The sequence below is a fragment of the Streptosporangium sp. NPDC049376 genome (assembly GCF_044466505.1).
Lineage (GTDB): Bacteria > Actinomycetota > Actinomycetes > Streptosporangiales > Streptosporangiaceae > Streptosporangium.
The window spans coordinates 41,690-65,823 of the sequence record NZ_JBITMT010000004.1; the positions used below are offsets into that span (position 1 = coordinate 41,690).

At 68.5% G+C, this 24,134-nt stretch carries 13 protein-coding genes; 7 read left to right on the forward strand and 6 right to left on the reverse strand.

Annotation, left to right across the window (positions count from 1 at the left end):
- The first annotated feature begins 119 nt into the window (after window positions 1–119).
- Together ACIBVQ_RS13155 and ACIBVQ_RS13160 are read left to right on the forward strand one after the other, a co-directional pair.
- Complete coding sequence (locus ACIBVQ_RS13155) at window positions 120–935, forward strand: DUF3027 domain-containing protein (protein WP_352014309.1); 816 nt, start codon at window positions 120–122, stop codon at window positions 933–935.
- An 88-nt stretch (window positions 936–1,023) separates the two neighbouring features.
- Window positions 1,024–4,095 (forward strand): sacsin N-terminal ATP-binding-like domain-containing protein, encoded by a 3,072-nt coding sequence (locus ACIBVQ_RS13160; protein ID WP_399177503.1) that lies wholly within the window; start codon window positions 1,024–1,026, stop codon window positions 4,093–4,095.
- A gap of 56 nt (window positions 4,096–4,151) precedes the next feature.
- On the opposite strand, the gene ACIBVQ_RS13165 is transcribed toward ACIBVQ_RS13160, so the two are convergent.
- Entirely contained in the window at window positions 4,152–4,409 is a 258-nt protein-coding gene (locus ACIBVQ_RS13165) for a DUF2530 domain-containing protein (RefSeq protein WP_352014307.1), read from the reverse strand.
- A 49-nt stretch (window positions 4,410–4,458) separates the two neighbouring features.
- On the reverse strand, window positions 4,459–5,208 hold the full coding sequence (locus ACIBVQ_RS13170; RefSeq protein ID WP_399177505.1) for a DUF429 domain-containing protein: 750 nt from the start codon (window positions 5,206–5,208) through the stop codon (window positions 4,459–4,461).
- A 240-nt stretch (window positions 5,209–5,448) separates the two neighbouring features.
- Between ACIBVQ_RS13170 and ACIBVQ_RS13175 the strand changes: the two genes are divergently transcribed.
- Window positions 5,449–6,234: a hypothetical protein gene (locus tag ACIBVQ_RS13175; protein WP_399177507.1), complete on the forward strand. Its 786-nt coding sequence runs from the start codon at window positions 5,449–5,451 to the stop codon at window positions 6,232–6,234.
- Here ACIBVQ_RS13175 and ACIBVQ_RS13180 read toward each other — a convergent pair.
- The gene (locus ACIBVQ_RS13180; protein WP_399177509.1) at window positions 6,229–7,671 is read right to left on the reverse strand and encodes a WD40 repeat domain-containing protein; all 1,443 of its coding nucleotides are present in this window, start codon (window positions 7,669–7,671) and stop codon (window positions 6,229–6,231) included. The two genes, ACIBVQ_RS13175 and ACIBVQ_RS13180, sit on opposite strands and share 6 nt — an antisense overlap.
- Window positions 7,672–7,693: 22 nt before the next feature.
- On the reverse strand, window positions 7,694–17,326 hold the full coding sequence (locus ACIBVQ_RS13185) for an RHS repeat-associated core domain-containing protein (protein WP_399177511.1): 9,633 nt from the start codon (window positions 17,324–17,326) through the stop codon (window positions 7,694–7,696).
- A 1,345-nt stretch (window positions 17,327–18,671) separates the two neighbouring features.
- Between ACIBVQ_RS13185 and ACIBVQ_RS13190 the strand changes: the two genes are divergently transcribed.
- From ACIBVQ_RS13190 to thpR, 3 genes are all read left to right on the forward strand, one after another.
- Window positions 18,672–19,133, forward strand: a complete 462-nt coding sequence (locus ACIBVQ_RS13190) for a MarR family transcriptional regulator (protein ID WP_352014301.1) — start codon at window positions 18,672–18,674, stop codon at window positions 19,131–19,133.
- Between the two features lie 143 nt (window positions 19,134–19,276).
- A complete protein-coding gene (locus tag ACIBVQ_RS13195) occupies window positions 19,277–20,641 on the forward strand; it encodes an MFS transporter (RefSeq protein WP_399177513.1) in 1,365 nt (454 codons plus the stop codon).
- Window positions 20,598–21,173 (forward strand): RNA 2',3'-cyclic phosphodiesterase, encoded by a 576-nt coding sequence (thpR, locus tag ACIBVQ_RS13200; RefSeq protein WP_399177515.1) that lies wholly within the window; start codon window positions 20,598–20,600, stop codon window positions 21,171–21,173. Before ACIBVQ_RS13195 ends, thpR begins: the two co-directional genes overlap by 44 nt.
- A gap of 141 nt (window positions 21,174–21,314) precedes the next feature.
- On the opposite strand, the gene ACIBVQ_RS13205 is transcribed toward thpR, so the two are convergent.
- Window positions 21,315–21,593 carry a hypothetical protein gene (locus ACIBVQ_RS13205; protein WP_352014298.1) on the reverse strand — a complete coding sequence of 93 codons (279 nt, stop codon included), beginning with the start codon at window positions 21,591–21,593 and terminating at the stop codon, window positions 21,315–21,317.
- A gap of 420 nt (window positions 21,594–22,013) precedes the next feature.
- Window positions 22,014–22,982: an aldo/keto reductase gene (locus ACIBVQ_RS13210; protein WP_362779241.1), complete on the reverse strand. Its 969-nt coding sequence runs from the start codon at window positions 22,980–22,982 to the stop codon at window positions 22,014–22,016.
- A 115-nt stretch (window positions 22,983–23,097) separates the two neighbouring features.
- Between ACIBVQ_RS13210 and ACIBVQ_RS13215 the strand changes: the two genes are divergently transcribed.
- Window positions 23,098–24,120: a hypothetical protein gene (locus ACIBVQ_RS13215; protein ID WP_399177517.1), complete on the forward strand. Its 1,023-nt coding sequence runs from the start codon at window positions 23,098–23,100 to the stop codon at window positions 24,118–24,120.
- The last annotated feature ends 14 nt before the right edge of the window (window positions 24,121–24,134 follow it).

A 24,134-nucleotide genomic window follows, 5' to 3' on the forward strand; every position in this document is an offset into this window, starting at 1 on the left:
GGGGCCGGTGAAGGTGCTGTTCGCTCCGGGCATGGGTGAGAATGAACTGTGAGTCAGCGTAGCGAGCTAGGCAGTGGGGACAGCGGCCGTCAGGTCGCGAGGCCTGCGGAGGAGGACTCGTGACCCGTCCGAGAACCCGTGCCGTCGTCGTCGACGAGGCCTGCGCCGCCGCCGTCGACCTGGCCCGCTCCGCGATCGAGGAGAACGTCAGACCGGAGGAGATCGGCGACCACCTCGGCGTCGAACCCGAGGGCGACCGCGTCGTCACCCACTACTTCACCTGCCTCGACCGTGCCTACCGGGGGTGGCGCTGGGCCGTCACCGTCGTCAGGGCCTCCCGGGCGCGCAAGGTGACGGTCAGTGAGGTCGTGCTGCTGCCCGGCACCGGAGCGCTGCTGCCGCCGGAGTGGGTGCCGTGGAGCGAACGGCTGCTCCCCGGCGACCTCGGCGTCGGCGACCTGCTGCCGACCTCCGCGGACGACGTACGCCTCGCGCCCGGCTTCACCCAGACCGAGGACGACGTCGACCGACAGATGATCTTCGAGTACGGCCTCGGCAGGGCCAGGGTGCTCTCCCCGACGGGCAGGGACCGCGCCGTGCGCCGCTGGCACTCGGGTGAGTCGGGGCCGCACACCCCGCTCGCGCACGCCGCGCCCGCCCAGTGCTCGACCTGCGGCTTCTACTGGCCGCTCGCCGGTGCGCTGGGCATCGGTTTCGGGGCGTGCACCAACGAGTACGCCCCCGACGACGGCCGTGTCGTCGCCGCCGACCACGGCTGCGGCGCGCACTCCGAGGCCGCCGTGCTTCCGCACCAGGTCGAGCCGACGTCGCCGATCCTCGACGACCTCGCCTACGACATCGCAGAGGAGTCCTCGGAGACGGACCTCGCCGGCTCCGTGGACGACACCGCCGCCGAGCCGCTGGGTCACTCCTGATCCGACGTCATCACAGGCACGCCGGAAGACCCCGGCGTGCCCCGATGCGACGTGACCTGTGGGGCCCCCGACCTTTGGACTCATCGCTGTGACTGACATCTTCGGCACCGACCGAATGCGCTCCGCCGTACTCGCGGCCTGGATCGCCTCGCCCGCGAGGTTCCGCGAGGACGCCAACGCGGAGGAGGACTTCGCGCTCGGCGGTTACCGGGACCGGCTGATCGTCGAGCTCGCCCAGAACGCCGCCGACGCGGCGCTGCGCGCCGGGGTGCCCGGACGGCTGCGCCTCTCGCTGCGCGAGGGGGTGCTCTCGGCAGCCAACACCGGCGCCCCGGTCGACGCCGCCGGGATCGAGAGCCTGTCCACGCTGCGCGTCTCCAACAAGCGCGACGACTCCGGCGCCGCCGGGCGGTTCGGCGTCGGTTTCGCGGCCGTGGTCTCCGTCTGCGACGAGCCGGTGATCGGCTCACTCGGCTCCGGCGTCGTGCGCTGGTCCCGTGACCAGACCGCCGTGCTCGTGGCCGCCGAGGTCGCCCTCTCCAAGGAGTTCGCCGAGCGTGGCGGGCACGTGCCGCTGCTGCGCCTGCCCTTCCCCGCGGGGCCGGTCGAGGTGCCCGGCGGCTTCGACACCCTCGTACGGCTGCCGCTGCGCGACAAGGCCGCCGTCGACGCCGTGCGCCGCATGCTCCAGGAGACCAGCGCCGCGCTGCTGCTCGGCCTGCCCGCCCTTGAGTCCATCGAGATCGACCTTGAGGGCGAGACGCGGACGATCCTGCCCGACGGCTGGAAGGTGGTCTCCACCTCGGGACGGTTCTCCCCCGAGGAGGCCGCCGAACTGTTCGCCGACCGGCCGACCGAGGAGCGGGCCAGGCCGTACTGGCTGGTCCGCTGGGCGGTTCCTGTCGTCGGTACGGCGACGGGGCAGGAGGAGCCCAGGCCGCTGCCCGCCCGGGTGCCGCCCGTCGTGCACGCGCCGACGCCCAGCGACGAGCCGCTCGACCTGCCCGCGCTGCTGATCGCCTCGTTCCCGATGGCCACCGACCGGCGGCACGTGGCCATGGGGCCGCTGACGGACTTCCTGGTCGAGCGCGCCGCCGACGCCTACGTCGAACTGCTGTCCGGCCTCGCCCGTACCTCCAAGCTGCTCGACCTCGTCCCCGGCCTGATGGGCAAGGGCGAGCTGGACGCCCACATCCGCAGGGCCATCCTGCGCAGGCTGCCCGACGCCGCGCTGCTGCCCGCCCTCTCTCCGCCCGCCGACGCGGAGAGCCGGCAGGACACGGGTGAGGAGTGGGTCGTGACCGGGCGGCAGGCGTCCGTGGTCTCCGCCCCCGGCGAGCTGCTGCGCAAGGTCGCCCCCATGGTCCCCGGCCTGCTGCCCGCGGGATGGCCGTCCAGGCACCCGGCGATCACCTCGCTCGGGGTACGGCGGGTCGAGCTGGCCGACGTGGTGGACATGCTGTCCGGCGACGTCGTCGCCGACCGGGAGCCGTCCTGGTGGCGGTCGCTGTACGAGGTCCTGCCCGCCGACGACCCCGAGGCGCTCGGCGCGCTGCCGGTGCCGCTGGCCGACGGCCGCCTGGTCAGGGGGCCGCGCGGCACGCTGCTGCTGACCGAGGGCTCCTCCCTCGACCCGGCCGTGCTCGCCCCCCTCGGGCTGCGCGTCGTCCACCCGGACGCCGCCCACCCGCTGCTGCTGCGGCTCGGCGCCGCCGAGGCCACGCCGAGGACGGTCCTTGAGGACCCGCTGACCCGTACGGCCGTCGCCGAGTCCCTGGACAGCGCGGACGCCGAGCCGGTCGCCCAGGCGGTGCTCGCCCTGGTCGACGCGGCAGGGCTGGTCGCCGGTGAGGCCCCCTGGCTGTCCAACCTGGCGCTGCGCGGCACCGACGGCGAGCTGTACCCCGCCGGTGAGCTGCTGCTGGCCGACGGCTCGCTGGCCGGGCTGCTCGACCAGGAGACCCACTTCGGCACGGCCGCCCCCGAACTCGTCGACCGGTACGGCCCGCGGGTCCTGGCCGCGGCCGGGGTGCTCGACGGCTTCGCCGTGGTCAACGACACCGACGTGATGATCGACCCCGACGACTGCGACCACGACCTGGACCGCGAGGACGAGTGGCTCGAAGCCGTGCTCGACCTGCTGCCCGAGGTGGACGTGCCGCCGGTCGCAAGGGAGTTCTCCGCGGTCCGCGACCTGGAGTATGTCGCCGACTGGCCCTCCGCGCTGGCCCTGCTCTCCCGCCCGCCGCTGCGCGCCGTACTGAACCCGCTGCGGCTGCTGGTCGCCGGCGAGGTCGTCGAGGTGCCTTCCTACACGGCGTGGTGGCTGTCCACCCACCCGGTCCTCGGCGGGCGCCGCCCCACCCAGCTGCGGCTGCCCAACGCCGACCCGCTGCTGTTCGGCCTGTACGGCGACGCCCCGGCGGTCGTGGACGAGGCGGCGCTGTCCATGATCGGCGTCCGGACGACCCTGACCGACCTGCTGGCCTCGCACGGCGGCCCCGACGAGCTGCTCGAACTGCTCGGCGACCCCTCCGTCGAGGTGGACCGGGCCCAGCTTCGTGCCCTGTGGGTGGCTCTGGCGGGGGTTGACCCGGTTCGCGTCGCCCCGCCTCGGGCGGTGCGGGCCGTGCTTGACGGGGAGATCGTCGTCGCCGACGTCGAGGACGGTCACCTGCTGTCGTCCGGGTCAGAATCGGACTCCGAATCGGATCCGGCGGCGGGGGAGCCGGTGGTCGTCGAGGCGCCCGACCTGCTGCCCCTGGTGGCCGACCGGCCGTTGGTGCTGGCGCCGTTCGACCTGGCCGAGGCGCTGTCCGAGCTGCTCGACCTGCCGCTGGCCGGGGAGGAGGCCGCCGGGGAGGTGACCTCGGAGGGCGCGGTCCGCGAGGTGCCCGCCGCCGTGCGGTCGCTGCTGCCCACGGCGCCGACGACCTACGTGGAGCACGAGAAGCTGCTCGTGGACGGGGTCGCCGCCACCTGGCGCTTCCACGAGGGCACCGTGCACGCCTCGGGGGTCGAGGGCCTGGCACGCGGGCTGGCGTGGGCGTCCGGCCAGTGGGGTGACCGGCTCGCCGTGGCGGCCCTGCTCCGTGACCCGGCCGCCGTCCCGCTGCTGCTGGCCGAGGCCGACCTCGACAGCTGGACCGCCTCGACCTGACCCTTTTCCGGCCGGTCGTCCGGGCCGCTCAGGGTCGTTCAGGAGTGTTCAGGGTTTCAGGGGAGGGGGGCGGGTTCGTCCTCCTCCCGGGACGCCTTGGAGGCCCGCCGGTCGCGGCGCCGTACGAACCACAGGCCGAAGAAGCCGCCGCAGATGCCGGACACGCAGGTCCACATCCACCACTGTTGCTCGGGGGCGGGCCGTACGACCAGGAGCACGACCAGGGCGACCGCCCACAGGACGGTCCCCACGAGGATCGTGGCCGTGTCGTTGGTCCGCAGCGGTCGCAGGTCCTGCGGGCGAGGCTGGTTCACGGCTCCAGCGTAGGCGACGAGCCCTTCCCCCAGGCAAAGCCGTACGGGGTCATCCTCGACCGAGGTCCCGCAGGGCGCCGGTGGGAAGCGCGATCCACCCCTCGGAACGCGCTGTGGGAGCCTGCTCCTGAGTGGGGGCCGTCACGCGGCCCAGAGCCGCGGCGCGGGCGGTGATCGCGGCGACGACGGCGTCCGTGGCGTCGTCGGAACGTCGGCACAACTGTTCGTGCGTCCCCAGATCCAGCCAGGAGGCCGTCTCCTGGAGCTGGTCGACCAGCAGTCCGAGCGTGCCGAGGTTCGCCGCCCGCTTGTAGCCGTTGGACGTCAGTCCCCAGCACCTGAGCGACGCCGCCGGGTAGACCTCGACGACCACACCGTTCCCGGCGCGGTCGACCGGCTGTCCCCGCCGGGCCAGTTCGGCGAGCAGGGCCGCGCAGCGCATGGCGGTGTGCCCGATACGGTCGGCCGAGACGCTCAACGGCCTCTGGCCGGTCGACTCGACGACCACCCGGTCGGTGACCCGGTAGGTGAGGTCCCCGCGCCAGGTACGGCCCGCCACCTCGGCGGGCACCTCGACGTGTCCGTTCCTGTGGGCCGTGACGAAGTCGACGAACCTGTCCGGCCAGCCGAACGGGCAGTCCACCCCGGCCTTGTCCGCGCCCATGAGCGCCTCGACGATCAGATCGTCGTCCGCGCCGACCACGACCTCACGGACCCGGGCTCCGCCATCGGACCAGTCGAGCCACGCGACCGCCGTACGGACGGCTTCAGCGGCGAGGTCCACCCCAACTGTGATCACTTCCTCACGATAAGGCGCCACCGGCGTGATGTTCGGCGCACGGCTACCCCGTGGGGCGCAGCCGTATCCGGCCACCGTGGGGCACGTGCGGGAACATGCGGTGAATTCTCATGTCGTACGGCTGTCCGCTCCATGAGACCATGCGAATCTGCCATACAAGAGTCGAAAGGCCTGCAAGCTTGGCGCTCTGCCGTCCACCTGACCATCGGCCGGCGTAGTTTCCCCCCAGGAGTTCAAGGCATGACCCGCTACACCTCTGTCACCGGTGGCGCCGTGGCCTGGAAGGCGTCGCTGTCCGCCGCCTTCGGGGCCCTTCTCGGCCGTCCGCTCGCCGGGTACGACCGCGGTGCCGAGTACGCCGCCTACTACCACGGGCACTTCTTCCACGAGACACGCATCGACAGGGACCCGATCTGGCTGAACCCGGCGATCCTGACCGGAGGCGAGCCGATCGAGGTCGGAGACCTCTACCTGTACGACATGGGGGAGCCACCCCTGCGCTTCGACGCGGGCCGTTCGCTCTTCCAGTTCTCCAGTCACGGCCTGACCGACGCCTTCGCCGCGGACCTGGCACGGGCCTGCCTCGCCCCCGACGTCGTACGGGGCGCCGACCTGGCACCAGTGCTGTGGCGTCACGACCTCGACCTCGCCGACCCGATCCTGGCGGAGAACTGGCACGTCTGCTACGCCAGGATCGCCTCGGACGGCTCGCTCCTGGACGCGATGCGGGTCGCGACCGGCATCGGCGATGGCCCCGGCAGTCTGATCCCCTTCGAGGGCAACGCCGACGAGACGTGGACCCCGGCCCTCGACGCCGTGGCCGACTCCCGGTTGCGCGCCCACCTCAGCCTGGGCTGTTGCGACGTGGCCGAGGCCGAGGGCCTGACCTACCTGGGCGCGGACGCCCCCCTCGGTCCTCTCCTTGAGGAGGGCGGCTGCTCGGTGGTCGCGGGCTGGAAGGACGGCCACGGCCAGGTGGACGTCACGGTCCTCCAACTCGGCGCCGCCGTCGCCGGTCTGTCATGACCACCAATCGATGAGGCAGACACTGACGCTGTCCGAGTCTTCCGATTTGTACTCCGACCAGTCCTCGCCACCCGCGTAACGAGCCCACTCGGCCTTGCTGATCTCCGCGCTGTAACGGTCGCAGGACGCCTGCTTCGGGTCGGCGACGATCTCATCGAGGCCGGTGAGGTTCCAGAAGTAGACCCCGCTGGAACCGGCCATCAGGGCGAGGTGGCCGTCGGTGCCGAGGGCCACCGATTCGACCTCCGGCATGTGCCCGTTCAGCGTGGCCAGCCGGGCCGGTTTGGCCGGGTCGGAGAGGTCCCAGAGGGTGCCGGAACCGCTCGGCCCGGCGACCAGGACGCGCTTCCCGTCGGGAGTCAGGGACATGTCGTATGTGCCGTACAGCTTGTCGAAGGACAGGTCGAGCGTGGTGTGGCGCACCGGGTGCGCTCGGTCGTTGAGATTCCAGATCTCGATCTGCCCCGCCCTCTGGACGAGGACGACGTGCCCGTCCGCGCTCATCGCCGTCCTCGTCGCGCTCTGCGAGAACTTCATGGACAGGTCCAGATCCGCCGCCTTGACCGGGTGCTCGGCGGCGGCGTCCCAGACCGCCACCTTGTTGTGATCGTCCACGGCGACGACGGTCCGGCCGTCCGCGCTGAGCGCGAAGTCGCGGATGGGGACGGTGTCCGATCCTGTTGCTGACAGGCGTTTCGGATGGGACCGGTCGGCCAGGTCCCACACGGTCATGACGCCGTCGTGGTCGACGATCACCGCCGTACGGCCGTCGTGTGACAACATCACCTTTTTCACGCCGTTGGTGGACTGGGCGGTCCGGTCGGCCTCCATCGTCGCCAGCCGGACCGGTTTGGCCAGGTCGGTGAGATCCCACACGGTCGTGGTGTTGCCGTCGTCACCGGTGAGCGCGGTCCTCCCGTCGAAGGACAGCGCGGTCGTGTTCACGGATGCTCCTTCGCGCCCCTTCAATGGGGGAACCTGGTCAGGCTTTCTGATGGCCTTCGGGTCGGTCCAGGACTTGAGGTCCCAGACGTTCGCCTCGCCTCCGTCGTTGCTCAGGGCGACCCGCCCGTCGCCGCTCACCGTCACCTCGTGAGATGGCTCCTGAATGAGAGGCGAGAGAGCTCTGCCGTATGTGTCGACCAGCGTGTCGACCAGCCCCGCCCGGGTCTGCTCGTCGGAGTGGATCCCGACCGCGGCCGTGCCGAGCTTCCTGGCCGCGTCGAAGTCGGCGTCGCGTAACTCCGCGGCGTGGAGCGCGAGCCCGTGCGCCAGCGCGACGCGCTCCTGGGCCAGCGCCCTGCCGTGTTCATGACTCCATGCGAGTCCGGCCGCGACCAAGGAGCCGGCCAGGAGCACGGCAAACAGAATCGCACGTGTTTTCCAGCGTGTGCTGTCGTGCGCGTCCGTCTGCCGGGCTCCGGCCAGGTCGTTCATCTCGTTCTCCAAACCGTTCGGCTCACAATGGTGCGTACTGCGTTCTCACGACGTGCTCGTTCTTCGGAGAACAATCCTGGCCCGATGAGGTGTATTTCGAGGGGTTCTTGGCCACACAGTTACTGGTCGTGGTGCTCATCTGAAGACCACCCTCCTCGGCGTGTTCCGCGCTTCCGGCGATCGCGGAACTGATCACGTCCTTCCGGATCTCCTCGATGGTGGAACCGATGATTTTCGCCACTCCGCAGACACCCGCGACCTGCGGAACGGCGCCACCGACGGCCGTGCAGACATCGAGTCCGGCGAACACGAACACCATGGTCAGGCCACCACCCTGTTGGACCTTTCCGATGTCCTGCCCGCTGACGTAGCTCACGCACCCGTGGCCTTGTGCGCGCTTCTCGCAGATGGAGTATGTGACGTCCTGCCAGCTTTCGCCCTTGGTGCATTTCTCCCCGTAGGAGCCACGTGAGCCCTGGCATTCCTTGAGGAAGGTATTCCATGCGTCGCCGCAGGTGCTCTTCTTGTCGAAGAACCCTCTGTTCATGCTGTCACGGCAGTGGGCCAACATGTTCGCGCCGAAGGCGCATTCGTTCGCCGAACCTCCTCTGCCCTTCTTGTAGCACGAGAGGAACTTGTCCTCCAGATCGTCGCATCGGACGTCGCGGTGCAGCGAGCACTTGTATTTCACCTCGGAGAAGGAACTGCACCCCTGGTCGTCGCCTCGCTTGTCCGCGCGGCACGAGTAGTAGTCGAAGCGCACGTTTCCGCAGGCCCCGGTCGACTCTCCGTATCCCCTCTTACTGCTGTCGAGCTCTCCGTATTGGCAGCGGCGAACCTCTCGGCCGGCGCCGCTGCAGACGTCGTCGCTCTTTTTGCTTTGGTAGTCGCTTCCCTTCCGGCACACGAGATACTGGTCTGCGAAATCTGAGCAGATGTCGGCGTTGCTCTTGGAGTTCCCGGCCCGCTTCTCGGTTCGGCAGCCGACGTAGTCGTCTTTCATGTCCTGACAGACTCCGTTGCTGTACTTTTCTCCCTTGCACTCCCTGTACTCGCCGGCCGCGTCGCTACAGATTGAGTTGTTGCCCTTCTTGGTGCCCTTGGGGCACTTGATGCTCTTTCCGGGCTTTATGGACGACGTCTTCGTCTTCGTCTTCGACTTTTTCTTCGTAGTCGCTCTGGCGGCGTGGCCGTCCGGGTCGATGTTGGTGAGGGGGTTGTCGTTGGCGTAGACGTAGCGGTTGAGCTGGACCGAGGGGTCGGGGTTCTGGGTCAGGGTGTCGCGGGAGACGAAGCTGCCGGTGGTCGGTTGGTACCAGCGGGCGGCCATGTTGACCTTGCCTGTACTCGGATCGGTGTAGCCGCCCTGGTAGCCGAGCGTGTGGGCGTTACCGGTACGGGTGATCACTTCGCCGAAGGGGTCATAGGCGGTGGAGTCGATCAGGGAGGTGCCGGTCGCGGTGAAGACGCCGATCAGGTCTCCGTGCAGGTCGGAGAAGGCCAACTGGGCACCGGTGCCGTCGTTGATGCCAAGAGTACGGCCGAGGGCGTCGCGGCCGAAGGCCGCCTTCCTGACGTTGTTGGCGTCGGTGACGGTGACCAGTTGGTTGGTCAGACCGTCGTAGGTGAAATGGGCGGCCTGCTGGCCCTGGGTGCGGGTCTCGACGCGGTCGAGGGCGTCGTAGTCGTACTGGACGGCGTCGTCGTTGATGAGCCGGTCGAAGGCGTCGAACTTGGAGAGGTGGACCTGACCGTTGGTCTGCTCGGCCAGGGTGCCACGCGCGGTGTAGGTGTAGGTGTAGCCGTCACCGGAGGTGAGACGGTTGCGTTCGTCGTAGGTGTAGGTCTTGGTCCCCGCCCGGGTGCGGTTGCCTGAGTCGTCCCATTCGTAGTCGGTCTTGGCGCCGCCGGGGGCGGTCCACGAAGTGAGCCGGTTGGACCAGTCGTAGGTGTAGGTGTTGGTTCCGGCGCCTGCCGTACCCGCGGTGGTCTTGGTGGTCAGGTTGTCGTCGAGGTCGTAGCCGTACTCGATGGAGGCGATCGGACCGTTCGCCGACGTGGTGAGTTCGTCCTTGGTCAGGCGGTTCAGCGGATCGTAGGTGTAACTGCGCCTGGCTCCTCCGGCTCCGTAGGTCATGCCGGTCAGGCGCGAGGCCTGGTCGTAGGCGTAGTCGATCGTGGTGGCGCTGACGGGGTCCACCGACTGGGTCAGCCGGTCGGCGTTGTCCCAGGTGAAGGCGGAGGTGCCGGTGGCGTCAACGCGCTGGGTGAGCCGCTGGTTGGCGTCGTAGGCGTAGGCGCTGATGTCGCCGCCCGTGCCGGCGGTCTTCAGCAGCAGGCCGCGGTCGTTCAGGGTGAAACTCAGGTCGTTCGCGCTGGTGAGCCTGCCGGCCAGGTCGTAGCCGAAGACCTTGTCCTCCGTCGCGGCCTCCGCTCCGCTTCCGACCTGCTTGACCAGCCGGTTCAGTTCGTCGAAGGTACGGTCGATCCGCACTCCGCCGGGGACGGCGGTGGCGACGGGGTTTCCGCCGGCGTCATAACCGGTGGTCCAGGTCCGGTCCGACAGGTTCGGATGCGCGGCGGTGCTGGGCTCGATCACCGACTCGATCAGGCCGAGGCTGTTGTAGGTCGTGAAGGTGGCATTGCCACGACCGTCGGTCGAGCGGGTCCGGGCCCCGGAGGCGTCGTAGCCGAAGGTGCTGATGATCTTCTTGGTGGCCGAAACCGGTTCCCGGAGCTCGACCAGCCTGTTCGCGGCGTCGAATATCCGGGTGGTGATGTGACCTTCCGCCGAAGTCTGGCTGATCGGGTTACCGGCGGGGTCGTAGTCGACCTTCTCCGTCCGCAGGACGGTTCCGGCGGCGTTCAGCTCCTGTGTCTGGATTCTCCGCCCGGCGAGGTCGTAGCTCGCCGTACTGGAGACGCCCAGCGGGTTGGTCGTCTTGACGGGGCGTCCGGCCAGGTCATAGCCGAACGTCGTTGTGTTGCCCAGAGGGTCGGTCTGTCCGATGAGCGCTCCGGTCGCGTCGTAGGCACGGGTGCTCGACTCTCCGGTCGGCCGGGTGCTCTTGACGAGCCGGTCCGCGTCGTCGTATTCGAGCTTGGTGACGTAGGCGGCCTGGGTGGGTTTGCGTTCGACGGTGGTCAGGGTGATCTGGCGGCCCAGGTCGTCGTAGGTGGATTCGGAACGGGCTCCTGTGGGGTCGGTTGTCCACAGCGCCTCGCCCAGGAGGTCGTAGCCGTAGGTCCAGACTCCGGCCGCGGCCGTACCGACCTTGGGGGCGGTGACCTGTACCTTGCGGCCCAACGCGTCGTAGACCGCGGTGGTGGTCTGGCCGCGCCGGTCGACAGCGCTGATCAACTGGCCTGCGGCGTCGTAGGCGCCGGTGGTCCTGGGAGTGATCGGTTGCCCACCGGGCGGTGTGTAGGCGGGGAAGGTCTGCTCGACGGGCCGACCGGCCTTGTCCAGGGTCGTGGTCGTGGTGCGGCCCTCGGCGTCCACCTGCTGGGTCTGCTCACCGAAGGTGTTGTAGCCCAGCTTGGTCGTGGGACGCTGGCCGGCCGGTGCCGTTCCAGGCCTTTCCACGGTGACCGTGGGCAGCTGAACCTGAGTGGCCAGGCCTGCCGCGTTGTAGGTCATGTTGGAGGTGAAGGCGGCCGGATCGGCTCCGGGGGCGTTTCCGCGCGCGTCGGTCATGGCGGTGACCAGGCCGCGATCGTCCACCGTGAGCGTGGTGATCAAGTCCTCGTCGCCGTTGCGCGTGACCTGGCGAATGGGCTGGTTGTCCGCGTTGTATGCGTATTCACTGATCTCGGTGCGATCGGTGCCGGCCGCGGTCTGAGTGACCTTGGTCACGTTGTTGTTGGCGTCGTAACCGGCGGTGGTGACCACGTTCCGTCCCGCCGGATCCGTGGCCTGCGAGGTGACACGCCCGGCGGCGTCGTATACCGCGTCCACGCGCAGCGTGCCGTTACCACTGGTCTTGCGGATGGGGTTGCCCGCCGCGTCGTACACCAGCGAGTCCTGCACCACGTCCCGGGCGGTGGCCGAGCCGTTCAGCTTGACGCCCTTGGCGATCCGTTCGAAGAGCAGGTTGTCGGTGTAGTAGGTGTAGGCGGTGGTGCGTCCCATCACGTCCGTCTGGGAGGCCAGCCGCCCGGCGGGGTCATAGGCGGACGACAGCATGACCACGTCCGTGGCCGGCTGCGGGCTGAGCGGACTGCCGGTCCAGCCCTTCAGAGTGGTTTCGGCCAGTTCACCACGGGTGGTGTAGCCGTAGGTGTAGGTCGTGCCGCGCTCGTCGGTGAAGCTGACCTTCTGGCCCTTGTGGTTGTAGGCGAACCGTTGGACTCCCCCCTCGGGGGCGGTGACGGTCTCCACCCGGCCGTAGGAGTCATAGGTGTAGGTGGTGGTGCGCTGGGGGTCGCCGCCTGTCAGGTCCGCCTGCGACTCGGTCAGCGGCAGGCCGTCCGCGTCGTAGGTATGGGTCGTCTGGGCGGTGTGCGTCACCCCGGTGACGTCGTTCTTGACGCCGCTGTCGGTTCGGGAGACGACCCTGCCCAGTGCGTCGTAGACGATGGCCGTGGCAACTCCGTCCGGGTAGGCGCTGGAGACCACGGTCTCCTTGGAGACCCGTCCCAGCGCGTCGTGCTCGTACTTCTTGACCAGACCCGTCGGGCTCGTCTCGGTCGCGCGGTCGCCCGCGGCGGTGTAGGCGTAGGTGGTCTCGTTGCCCTTGAAGTCCTTGGCGGACTTCAGCAGGCCCGCCGGGGTGAGGCCGCCGCCGATCGCGGGTTCGGTGCCGTCGGTGTAGACGTTCGTCGTCGAACGACCCTGTGGGAAGTCAGGGGTGACCGGTGTCGTCTGCTTGGTCTCCTCGCCGAAGGCGTTGAAGGTCCAGGACGTCTGGTAGGTCTCGTCTGTGGGAGAGGCCGACCTCGCGTCACGGTGAGCGACCCTCAGGTCGTTACGCGGGTCGAAGGGGTTGTCGACGTCCAGACGGTAGGTGAAGTACTCGCTGGAGCAACTGCCGGCCGTCCGACAGGTCTTCTTGGCCAGCAGATTGCCACGGACGTTGTACGCCATCTCGATGGCGTTGCCGTTGGGGTCGATGACCTTGGCAGGGAAACCACCGGTGTCGTAGGTGTACTTGGTGGTCTTGCCGAGCTGGTCGGTCTGGGAAACGGCGCGGTTTCCGTGAAGTGAGTCGCTGACGTAGGTCAGAGTGCCCGAGTGGGGGTCCGTGACCGTGACCGTGGCGCTGGTCAGGGTGCTGGACTCCTTGGCGTACACGGGCGAGGACAGCGTCCAGGCCCCACCGTTGTTGTCGGTGTGCGTGGTCAGGCGGCCACCGTCGGCGGCGTAGACGTTCTCCGCCACCGTCCGGCCCGACGGGGCGACGACCTTGGTCACCTGCGGTTGCGGGAGCCGCGCCGCGTAGTGCGCCTTCACCACCTGGGCGCCCAGCGGCTTGCCGTACACCGCGACCTCGTCGATGTCACCGGCGAACGGGAAGGCCGCGGTGGAACTGGTCGTGGACGGCCAGCTGGGGGAGCCGTAACCGTAGCCGATCCTGGTCTCCCACTGATCGACATGCATGATCGTTCCTGACAGGGTGCCGACCGCCTGGCCGTCCAGGAACAGTGTCTGGGTGTTCTCCGCGCCGGACAACACCACGTGGTGCCAGGCGCCGTTGTTCACGGGTGTGGCCGAGGTGATCGGAGTGGGCTTGCCGTTGTAGAACTGGCCGCGCAGTTTGCCGTCCTTGCCGACGTAGACCACGGGAGTGAAGGCCGAGGGGACGTCGGTGGCCGAGTTCTGGTAGCCGATCACGGTGCCCGAACCGGTCGTCTTGAACCAGGCCTCCACCGCGAGCGAGTTTCCCTGGCCACTGATCATTGTCGACGGCACCGAGACATAGGCCGAGTTCACCGTTCCCTTGAACCGGATGGCCGTGTTCGGAGAGCCGGTGAGTGCTCCGGGAGTCGCGGCGGTGGCGTCAGGAAGGACACCGGCAAGTTTGGCGTCGTCCGTCTCCGTCTTCCAAGCCGTCGCGCTGGGGATCTTCGTACCGAGGGCGGTCGCCGTCTCGTTCAGCCGCCAGTAGCCCACCGGAGCGGCGTCAAGCACCAGACTGCTGTAACGGGAGGCGTCACCGTAGGTGTAGACGGTGCAGGCGCCGCCGGTCGCCGGGGGACAGACCTTCGTCAGCTTGTCGCCGTCATAGGTGTAGTTCCAGGTGATGGGAGTGCCGTTCACCGGATCGGTCGACACACTGGCGATGTGGCCACCGCTCCAGGTGAAGGTGAGGGACCTGCCACCGGTCGCGGTCGCCTTGGCCAGCTTGCCGTCGGTTCCGTAGGTGAGTTCCTGGGTGCGACTCCGGTGATCGGTGATCTTGGTCAGTCGGCCGGAGGAGTCGAACCAGTAGGAAGCGGCGGACTTGTCCATCAGCCGCCAACCGCCCTCGGGGAGTACGGCGAGTGTCGCGTACGTTCCCAGGGGAGCCGCGTAGGTGCCGTCCCCCTTGGCGGCGAACCGTAGCTGCTCTCCGTCGGGATAGGTCACAAGCAGCGTCGCCGTCTGTGGTTCGTTGTCGATCCGCATGTCCCAGCGGGTCGTCCAGCCGGATCCGAACGCGCCGTCGGTACGCGGGTCCAGGCTGTTGTAGGTGCGCGCAACCGTCAGAGGCGGTCCCGCCACGGCGACGGCGAGGTCGGTTTCGGTGTGCGTGTAATTCCCCGACGCGTGGTTGAACTCACGCCCTTCGGTGCCCGAGGTCAACAGCGAACTGAGCGTTCCCTGTTCGGGGACGGGAGTGAAGGCCCGCCACGCTGAGGTGACGGTGGCGCTGCTGGTCGCCGCCTTCGCGTACCACCAGTAGGTCTCACCCCACTTCAGCTTCTGCTCGGGAACCTTCCACGCGCCGGACTTGGTCCACTCAGGGGAACTCTCACACCATGTCCAGTTCGGCTTCGTTCCGGCGCAGACCTGGAACCAGTAGGTGACGGGAGCCTCGTTCATCGGCTGCGCGTGCGTGGACAACGTCGGCGTCAGCGTGCCGACCTGCATGTTGTTGTCCGGAGAGAAGACCGTGAACGGCAGGCCGGCCACAGTGGCGAACTGCCAGTCCGACCACGGACCGTTCACAGCCGTCGTGGTGACACCCCTGACACGCCAGCGGATCTTCCAACCCTCGAACAGTTTTCCCGACGGAACCTGTACCCAGGCGTTGGTTCCCGAGGGGTATGAGGTTGTGCCCTGCCCGGCCCAGATCTGTCCGGAGCCCTGGTCGGGCACCGAGGGGTCGTGCTCCATCTCGACGTCCAGATACGACGCCCGGCCCTGCGGATCGGTCACCTTCGCATACAGCCATGGGACCAGTGACGCCGATGTCCACGACACCGATCCCCGCGTCGCGGGGTTCATGCCGACACCCTCGACGGCGGGTTCGTTCAGGTCGACTCTCGCGGTTTGCCAGTCTGACCATGGGCCGTTGGTGCCGGTGGTGGTGACGCCTCTGACGCGCCAGCGGATGAGCCAGCCGTCGGACAGTTTCGCGGTGGGGACCTGTGCCCAGGCGTTGGTTCCCGAGGGGTATGAGGTTGTGCCCTGCCCGGCCCAGATCTGTCCGGAGCCCTGGTCGGGCACCGAGGGGTCGTGCTCCATCTCGACGCTCAGGTACGACGCCCGATTCTCCGGGTCGGTGACCTTTCCATATATCCATGGAGTCAGTGAGACCGTTCTTGACAGTCCTGCGGATATGGTCCCCGGCGTCACTCCCAGAGCGGTCACGGACGGCTTCTTCAGGTCGACTCTTGCGGTTTGCCAGTCTGACCATGGGCCGTTGGTGCCGGTGGTGGTGACGCCTCTGACGCGCCAGCGGATGAGCCAGCCGTCGGACAGTTTCGTGGTGGGGACCTGTGCCCAGGCGTTGGTTCCCGAGGGGTATGAGGTTGTGCCCTGCCCGGCCCAGATCTGTCCGGAGCCCTGGTCGGGCACCGAGGGGTCGTGCTCCATCTCGACGCCCAGATAGGAGGAGGCGCCGCCCGAGGAGGTCACCTTGGTGTAGAGCCACGGTGTCAGGGACGACAGGGTCCACGCCCCGGCCGCCTGCATACCCGGCAGGACACCAAGGCCGGTCCCCGCGGGGTTGTTGATGCTCACCCTCGCCGTCTGCCATTCCGACCATGGTCCGTTCACGGCGGTGGCGCTACCGGTGTAGGTGGTGCCTCTGACGCGCCAGCGGATGAGCCAGCCGTCGGTGAGTGGGTCTGACTGTGCTGTTTGTACGGTGGTGCCTGAGGTGCCTGTCCATCCGGTGCCGTAGCTCCAGATGTATCCCGTGCCTTGTGCGGGCACCGAGGGGTCATGCTCCACCTGGACGCTCAGTCCGACTTTGCGGCCGTCGGGGTCGGTGACCTTGGCCTCGAACGCCGGTGTCGGTGATGAGATCACGGTCAGTCCACCGCCCTGGTACGTCCCGGGGGTGGCGCGCAGCGAGGTCACCGCAGGCCTGCTGACTTCTATCCTTGCCGTCTGCCATTCCGACCATGGGCCGTTCACGGCGGTGCTGCTACCGGTGTAGGTGGTGCCTCTGACGCGCCAGCGGATGAGCCAGCCGTCGGTGAGTGGGTCTGACTGTGCTGTTTGTACTGTGGTGCCTGAGGTGCCTGTCCATCCGGTGCCGTAGCTCCAGATGCGTCCTGTGCCTTGTGCGGGTACCGAGGGGTCGTGCTCCACTTCGACGCTCAGTCCGACTTTGCGGCCGTCGGGGTCGGTGACCTTGGCCTCGAACGCCGGTGTCGGTGATGAGATCACGGTCAGTCCACCGCCCTGGTACGTCCCGGGGGTGGCGCGCAGCGAGGTCACCGAGGGTTTGCTGATGTCGACCCTTGCCGTCTGCCATCCTGACCATGGGCCGTTCACGGTGGCGCTGCCGGTGGTGTAGGTGGTGCCTCTGACGCGCCAGCGGATGAGCCAGCCGTCGGTGAGTGGGTCTGACTGTGCTGTTTGTACGGTGGTGCCTGAGGTGCCTGTCCATCCGGTGCCGTAGCTCCAGATGCGTCCCGTGCCTTGTGCGGGTACCGAGGGGTCATGCTCCACCTGGACGTCCAGCCCGACGTTACGGCCTTCGGGGTCGGTCACCTTCGCCTCGAACCACGGCCTGGGCGAGGAGAGCGTCCACAGACCCGCCCCTTGGTTGGTCCCGGGTCCGGCGTTCGGAAAGGTCACCGTGGGTTTGCTGATGTCCACTTTCGCCGTCTGCCACAGTGACCATGCGCCGTACAGACTTCCATGGTCGGCTGTCATGACCGATCCCCGGACACGCCAGCGGATCAGCCAGCCGTCCTTCAACTCGTCCGAGGGCATTTCCGCCCAGACGTAGGAGCCAGAAGGATCCGACACCCCGGTTCCGTAACTCCAGATCCGCCCCGTTCCCTGGCCTGCTGCCGAGGGGTCGTGTTCCACCTCGACGCTCAGCCCGACGTTACGGCCGTCGGGGTCGGTCACCTTGGCCTCGAACCACGGCTCCAGCGACGAGAGCGTCCACAGGCCGTCGCCCTCGGTCCCCGGGCCCGCGTCCAGGGACGACACCGAGGGTTTGCTGACGTCGACCTTCGCTGTCTGCCATTCCGACCATGGTCCGTTCACGGCGGTGGCGCTACCGGTGTAGGTGGTGCCTCTGACGCGCCAGCGGATGAGCCAGCCGTCGGTGAGTGGGTCTGACTGTGCTGTTTGTACGGTGGTGCCTGAGGTGCCTGTCCATCCGGTGCCGTAGCTCCAGATGTATCCCGTGCCTTGTGCGGGTACGGAGGGGTCGTGCTCCACCTGGACGTCCAGCCCGACTTTGCGGCCGTCGGGGTCGGTGACCTTGGCCTCGAACCACGGCGTCGGTGAGGAGAGGATCCATACTCCCGAACTCTGCGTACCAGGTCCGGCTCTCAGGGCTGAAACGGTCGGTACCGACGCCGTCGCGGACGTCGTCGGAATTCGCGTTTTCCTCGCACCGGCGGTCAGCGCGCGTACGGGGGATCCAGCGGCTGGAGCGTGTCCTTTCGAGGGCGCTTGCTTCTTGAAGCCGGCACTCTGGGCATGAGTTTCCGACCGTTTCTTACCTTCGGTTTTCCTGCTTTTCTGCTCGGGTGCTTTTGACGCCCACGGCAAGGGCGGTGGGGATTTCAGCCCACCGGTGGCCGGTTCGTCCGTCATTTGATAAGGCTTCTGCACCGGTAGCGCACCCTTGGGGCGCTTCCATTTGCTCGTGGCGGGGCCACGGGCGGCCTTGAGCGGGCGCGTCGCCTCCGGGCCGACAAGATGGGGGAGTCCTTTGGCGGTTCCCGAGGACTGAACGGGAAGTTTGTCAGCTGCGCCTGAGCCTGGTGGGGCGGGAACGTTCAGATGGTGCGGAACGGGGTCCGCTGCCACGGGCCGTCCCTGCAACTGGATGAGTCCTGGGATCGCCGCGATCAGGAAGACCAGTGCCATGCGAACCATCCAGCGACCTGGCCCGGATGCTCCCATGCCGAATCTGCTGCTACGTATTACGCCGGCCTTGCGAATCCGTGCAGCCCGCATCGCCATGCCTGACCACTCCCGCCCGGTTAAGGGCATGCGGGGGAGACCAGCTTGCCCTGGTTATGGATATAAGGAGGAAATAAATATCCTTCGCCATCTAACTCGGCGAGTGATCAATTGGATAGATCGCCTGTGGGGCGACTTTTCTGATGGGATTGGCAGGTTTGTCATAATCTGGTATTCCGTCTGGTTAAGTTGGTATGTTTGAGGCTTTCATTGGCCTATGTGATGCAAGTCATACTTTTCCTTGCTACAGAGCGTGTTATCGGGGTCGCGTTGCGGAGTCGGGGTGATCATCCGTGACCGGTCGGTCGGTGTCGCGACCGAGGGGCTCTGGCAGGCTCTGTACGGCTCACATCGAGAAAAGTTCGCGCGGAGGGAATCACATGAGCGGGTATATAGTTAGCAAAGGTAATGACTTATGCTAACGAACCCTCCCAGGAAGGACCCCGTCGCGAGCCTGCGCAGCGACGCCGGTCTGGCTTCGGCACTGCGCGTGTCGCTGGCACGCTTGAACAGACGCCTTCGCAGGCAGGCAGGGGGACACTCGTTGACCCCCACCCAGGTCGCGACGCTCGTCGCGGTGGAACGGCATTCCGGGATAACCCCCGGCGAGTTGGCCGAGCACGAGAAGGTGCAACCGCCCTCGATGACGCGCGTGATCGCCGCGCTGGAAGAGCGGGGGCTGGTGTCACGCACACCGCACCCGTCCGACCGGCGGCAGGTGAGCGTGAGCGTGACCGAGCGGGGCTCGGCCCTGCTGAGGGAGGAACGCCGCCGCAAGGAGGCGTGGCTGACGCAGCGGCTGAAGGAGCTGTCACCGGAGGAGAGGGCCGTGCTCAGGCAGGCGGCTCCGATTCTGGAGAAGCTCAGCCGGAACTAGGCGACCCCGAGGAACCCAGGGCCTCGGCCGTCCGGCAGGACGCCGAGGCAGCCCCCGAGGTCGCCGCTGAGACCACTCAGGAAGAGGCCGCCGGGACGGTCTCCAGGCCCTCTTCTCGCAGGCGCCTCGTCGGGGTGCTCGCCGTGCCCGTGCGGAAGCTCAGCACGCGGGCCCGCCGCGGGCGGATCGCGCGGGCGGCGGCGGCCAGCGAGGTGCAGGCCGTCGAGACCGGGTCCGCGCAGGAGGTCCCCGAGACGCGGGGCGGGATGTTCCGCTCGCTGCGCGTCTACAACTACCGGCTCTTCGCCATGGGCGGCGTGGTCTCCAACGTCGGCGGCTGGATGCAGCGCACCGCGCAGGACTGGCTGGTGCTCGACCTGACGAAGGGCAGCGCCACCGCGCTCGGCGTGACCACCGCGCTGCAGTTCCTGCCGCAGCTGCTGTTCGGGCTGTGGGGCGGGATGATCGCCGACCGCTACCCGAAGCGGCCGGTGCTGATCGCCGCCCAGTCGATCATGGGTCTGCTCGCGCTCACGCTGGGCGTGCTGACCCTGACGGGGAACGCGCAGGTCTGGCACGTCTACGTGATGGCCTTCGCGCTCGGTCTCGTGCTGTGCGTCGAGGTGCCGACCAGGCAGTCGTTCGTGGTCGAGATGGTCGGCCGCAAGGACCTGCCGAACGCCATCGCGCTGAACGCCTCCAGCTTCAACCTGGCCCGCGTGGTCGGCCCCGCCCTCGCGGGTGTGCTGATCTACGCGCTCGGCGGCACCGGCCCGATCTTCGTGCTCAACGCCCTGTCCTTCCTCGCCGTGCTCGGCGGGCTGGCGCTGATGCGGACCTCGGAGCTGACCACGCCGGAACCGGTGGCCAGGGCCAAGGGACAGCTCCGTGAGGGGCTGCGCTACGTCATGGAACGCCCTGACCTGCTGTTGCCCGTCTTGCTCGTCGGGTTCGTCTCGCTGTGCGCACAGTCGTTCTCGATGTCGATAGCGCTGATGGCCCGCGAGGTCTTCGGCGCCGGTGCCTCGTCCTTCGGGCTGGCCTCCAGCATGTTCGCCGTCGGCGCGCTCGTCGGCGCCCTCATGGCGGCCCGGCGCGTACGGCCGAGCAGGAAACTGCTGATCGGCGGCGCGCTGTCGTTCGGCCTGTTCCAGGTCGTCACCGGACTGGCCCCGTGGTACCCGCTCTACCTGCTCCTGCTCGTCCCCGCGGGCGTCGCGCTGATCTCGGTCAACACGACCGCGAACACCAGCGTGCAGCTCGCGGCCTCTCCCGAGATGCGCGGCCGGGTGATGGGCATCTACGTACTGGTGTTCACCGGAGGCGCCCCGATCGGCGCCCCCGTGCTCGGCTGGATCGCCGAACTGGGCGGCCCCCGCACGGGCGTCGCGGTCGGCGGGGTCCTCACGATGCTCGGTGTCGGCGCGGCGATAATGCTGACCAAGGCGATCGGCAGGAGGTCCCGTGCGGTTGTTCGTGGGGGTGCTGCCGCCCCGGCGGGCGTGTGACGAACTGGCCCGCGCGCTGCGTCCCCTCAGGGGGGCGTGGCCCGAGCTGCGCTGGGTCGACCCCGCCAACTGGCACCTGACCCTGGCGTTCCTGGGCGAGGTGCCGCCGGAGGCGCTGCCGGAGCTGGAGACGAGGCTCGCCCGCGCCGCCTCGCGCCACACGTCGATGACGCTGGCGCTGACCGGCGCGGGCGCCTTTCCCTCCGTCCGCCGGGCCAGGATCCTCTGGTCCGGACTGTCCGGCGCCCACCTCCCGCTCACCCGCCTGGCCGACTCCGTGGCGGCGGGGGCGCGGCGGGCGGGAGCCGTACGGGTCGACGACCGCAAGCGCTTCAGAGCGCACCTGACCCTGGCCAGGACACGTGCGGAGACCGACGTGAGCGACCTGGTCGAGGCACTCGGACCCTTCGCCGGAACCCCGTGGGAGGTGGGCACCGTGCACCTGGTGAGAAGCCACCTGGGATCCTCGGTCCGCTACGAGACGCTCGCGGAGTACGCCCTGGCATCCCCGGCACCCGGTGAGCGGAGCTGAGCGCCGGAGCCTGGCTCGTTCCCGTCGCCGGCTCCTGCCCGTGGTGCTCGCGGTGCTCGTGCTTCTCGGGACCCCGGTCTTCTGAGGTCCCCGCGTGCCCGGCTCAGCACCCCTGGGAAAGGGGTGCTCCGCCCGCCATGACTAACAGCTCAGGCCCTGAATGAAGCCGTCCGCCTGGCCGACGCCGTGACCGGCGGCCCAGCCGCCGGCGTTCCACCAGTAGTCCAGGTAGAAGCCTCCGCCCGCGGGGACCAGGTAGAGGGCCGTTCGTCCGGGGGCTGAGTAGACCCACGTGTCCTGCTGCACGTGGCAGAGCATCTGCGCGTGCGCCGGCGTGACGCCGACCAGGGTGGCCGCGGCGACGGCGGCCGCGAGAGTGAGGGCGATCCGCTTCGGGGTGGAGATCATCGCGGTGCGCAAGGTGAGAGCCTCCGGGGTTCCGAAAAAGAGAGCCTGGCCAGGGCTTTTATTTAGGAAACTTTCCTGTCTGGAACATACCTGACCAGTCGCGCACGTCAAGGGATCCCGGACCGGTGATCCTTCCGGCACTCCGGGCGTCGACCTCCCGCCGCGCTTCGCCGCCTTCTCCACCGGAATCCCGGGCCCGTGGTCCGCTACGAGACGCGTGAGGTACGCCCTGGCGGCGTCGGCACCCGGTGGGCGGAGCTAAGCTCCAGAGCGTGGACCGTCCCCGTCGCTGGCTCCTGCCCGTGGTGCTCACCCTGCTCGTACTCCTCGTGGTGATCGGCGCCCTCGTCACCTGATGCCGTGATCGGCTCGCAGGCGGCAGGCCGGCCGCCGGGGAGGGGTGAGAAACCCCTCGCCCGGGGTCAGGGGTTTCTACCAGGCGTAGTCCTCCGGGGCCGTCTTGTGGCCGGGGAAGATCTCGTTGAGGGTGGCCAGGGCCTTGTCGTCGAGGTTGATCTCCAGGGCCCTCGTGGTGCCGTCGAGCTGCTCGTGGGTGCGCGGGCCGATGATCGGGGCGGTGACGACCTTCTGGTGGAGCAGCCAGGCCAGGCCGACGTTGGCCGGGTCCTCGCCGAGTTCCTCGCAGAACGCCTCGTAGCGCTCGATCTTGGCGCGGTGCTTGTTCAGCTCCTCGACCATGCGCTCCGACGCGGAACGGCCCTTGTCGATCTTCTTGAGGATGCCGCCGAGCAGGCCGCCCGCCAGCGGGCTCCACGGGATCAGGCCCAGGCCGTAGTCCTCACACGCGGGGATGACCTCAAGCTCGGGGGCGCGGACGATCAGGTTGTAGTGCGACTGCTCGGAGACGAGGCCGAGCGTGTTACGGCGGGCGGCGGCCTCCTGAGCCTTGGCGATGTGCCAGCCCGCGAAGTTGGACGACCCGACATACAGGATCTTGCCCTGCTGCTTCAGGACGTCCATCGCCTCCCAGAACTCCTCGAAGGGGGTGTTCCTGTCGATGTGGTGGGCCTGGTAGACGTCGATGTAGTCGGTCTGGAGCCGCTTCAGCGACGCCTCGGCCGCGCGGCGGATGTTCAGCGCGGAGAGCAGGTTCTCGTTGGGCCAGTCGCCCATCGCGCCGTAGAGCTTGGTGGCGATGACCGTCTTCTCACGACGGCCACCTCCCTGGGCGAACCACCGGCCGATGATGTTCTCGGTGATGCCCTCGCCCTGCTTCCAGCCGTAGACGTTGGCTGTGTCGAAGAAGTTGACACCCAGCTCGTGGGCGTGATCCATGATCGCGAAGGAGTCTTCCTCCGAGGTCAGGGGACCGAAGTTCATGGTGCCCAGGCAGAGGCGGCTGACCTTCAGGCCGGTACGGCCAAGCTGCGTGTATTCCATATGTCCACCCTAGGCACCTGGAGTGCGCTCCAGGCGAGACCTTGATCCGTGTCTCCCCCCGATCCGGTGCCCCACAGGGCATGATGGCGGGATGGGGAGTAGACCGGGGTATGTCGTGATTCGCGTGCTGACCGCCGCCGTCCTGGCCGGGGCGACGCTGGCGCCGGGACTCGCGGCGGCGGACACGGACGAGGAGGGGCACCGGCTGTTCACCTTCAAGGACAGCCGGATCACCGAGTCGAGCGGGCTGGCCGTCTCGCCGACGCACCCGGACATCTACTACACCCACAACGACAGCTCCGACGGGCCGATCTTCTTCGCGGTCGGCCCGGACGGGCGCACCAGGGCGAAGTTCACCCTCCAGGGCGGGTCGGCCCGTGACTGGGAGGCGATGGCGGCCTCCAAGGACCCGAAGACCGGGCGGGGGGTGCTCTGGTTCGCCGACATCGGCGACAACTTCGACGGGGCGTGGCCCGACGTCTCGGTGTACCGGGTCCCCGAGCCGGCCACGATGCGCGACGCGGTGATCCCCGCGACGCGCTACCGGTTCAAGTACGAGGACGGCGGCCACAACGCGGAAGGGATCATGGTCAATCCGACCACCGGCCGCCTGTACGTGGTGAGCAAGGCGTTCGTCGGGGCGGTCTACGCGGCGCCGAAACGGCTGCGCACCGACAGGACCAACGTGCTGCGCAAGGTCGGCTCCGCCCCCATCATGGCCACCGACGCCGCCTACGCGCCCGACGGGTCGAGCTACGTGATCCGCACCTACTTCTCGGCGACCGTGTACCGCCCGTCGGGGGACCAGATCGCCCGGTTGTCGATGCCGCAGCTCGAACAGGCCGAGTCGATCACCTACACGCCGGACGGCAAGGCGGTGCTGACCGGCAGCGAGGGCAGGAACAGCCCTGTCTACCGGGTGCCGCTGCCCGAACGTGTCCTGCGGGAGACGGCACCCTCCCCGGCGCCGACCCCGACCGGTCAGGCCGCCCAGGCTGTGAAGCCCACGCTCGTCGCCGACGCGCGGGAGGCCGACGACCGTGAGGCGGGGGTGCCGGGCACGGCCGTGGCGCTCTGGCTGGCGGCGGCGGCCGGTGCGACCGGTCTGATCACCTTCATCGCGCGCCGCGTCCGATAAGTACCTAAACGAGA

Coding starts and splice junctions, on each gene's coding strand:
- ACIBVQ_RS13210 (WP_362779241.1), bottom strand. CDS start 22,982: ATGGAATACACGCAGCTTGGCCGTACCGGCCTGAAGGTCAGCCGCCTC.
- ACIBVQ_RS13175 (WP_399177507.1), top strand. CDS start 5,449: ATGACCCGCTACACCTCTGTCACCGGTGGCGCCGTGGCCTGGAAGGCG.
- ACIBVQ_RS13180 (WP_399177509.1), bottom strand. CDS start 7,671: ATGAACGACCTGGCCGGAGCCCGGCAGACGGACGCGCACGACAGCACA.
- ACIBVQ_RS13190 (WP_352014301.1), top strand. CDS start 18,672: ATGCTAACGAACCCTCCCAGGAAGGACCCCGTCGCGAGCCTGCGCAGC.